Below are 1,331 nucleotides of genomic sequence, written 5' to 3'. Positions count from 1 at the left end.
GTTCGCTCGTTGGCTCCGAGCAGCAAACAGAGATTCGATGGCTTCTCGGTTTTTAAACGATCCAGATTCGCTAGCCGGTGATATCGCGGATTACTGGGCAAACGGTGGGGACGATCGTAAGCGTCTTAACTCAGCACTGTCTCATTTCAGGAGGCTCTCGCCTGAGGGGCAAGAACTCCAAGCCGTTGGACCTGGGCCGCGCCTGATGGGGCGCCGAATTCATGTTCCCTATCCCGACGACGCCCTCATTATTGATGCCTTGGCCAACGAAGAGCGGAGTAAGCTCCGACCGGTCTCGACTTCCAAGAGGAATGTTGTCTGGAATATGGCCAGCAATCAACGGAGGTTTAGCGATTGGCTCCAAAGGGAGGGCAGGGAGAGCATCGCCAGTCGCCTGACTGGCAGTGATCAGCAGCAACAGTCGTTAAAGGACGATTACAGTAACTTTACCAACGCTGAAGGAAAAAAAATAAGCGTGAGTTTAGATCGGCTGCGGCAGTATCTAGGCGCCGAGTCCCAGTTGAAACAGCATAATCCTTATCCCGACGACGCCCTCATTATTGAGGCCTTGGCCAACGAAGAGCGGAGTAAGCTCCGACCGGCCGCGACTTCCCGGAAAAATGCCAGTAACCAACGAAAATTTAGCGCTTGGCTCAAAAGGGAGGGCAGGGAGAGCATAGTCAGCCGACTCACGGGTACTGATGAGCAGCAACGGTCGTTGCAGGAGGATTTTAGGGCCTTTACCAAGGAGGAAGGAAAAAAAGTGGTCGTGAGTTTCGATCGGCTGCGGCAGTATCTAGGCGCCGAGTCCCAGTTGAAACAGCATAATCCTTATCCCGACGACGCCCTCATGATTGATAGCTTCACCAAGGAAGAGCTGAGCAAGCTCGGATCGGACTCGACTTCCAAGCGGAAAAGCGTTTTGAATCTGGCCAGCAATAAACGGAGGTTTAGTGATTGGCTCCGAAAGAAGGGTCGGGGGAGCATAGCCAGTCGCCTGACTGGCAGTGATCAGCAGCAACAGTCGTTAAAGGACGATTTGAGGGCCTTTACCAAGGCTGAAGGAAAAAGAATAAACGTGAGTCTCGATCGGCTGCGGCAGTATCTAGGCGCTGAGTCGCAGTTGAAACAGCATAATCCTTATCCCGACGACGCCCTCATGATTGATAGCTTCGCCAACGAAGAGCTGAGCAAGCTCGGATCGGACTCGACTTCGCAGAGGATAGTCGTCTCGAAGCTGGTCAGCAATCAGCGAAAGTTTGGTGATTGGCTGCAAACCAGGGGTAGGGAGAGCATAGCGAGCCGGCTCAACGGCAGTGATCAGCAGCAAT

Annotated in this window: 1 pseudogene; it reads left to right on the top strand. The window is 53.4% G+C overall.

The features are described 5' to 3' along the window. Positions 1-37: 37 nt before the first annotated feature. Positions 38-1,331, top strand: a pseudogene (locus ATY29_RS01270) (Ulp1 family isopeptidase); the annotation flags it as partial.

The organism is Rhizobium hidalgonense, assembly GCF_002914525.1.
Lineage (GTDB): Bacteria > Pseudomonadota > Alphaproteobacteria > Rhizobiales > Rhizobiaceae > Rhizobium > Rhizobium hidalgonense.
Note: the sequence above shows the minus strand (reverse complement) of the source record. Positions and strands in the feature narration are given on the sequence as shown.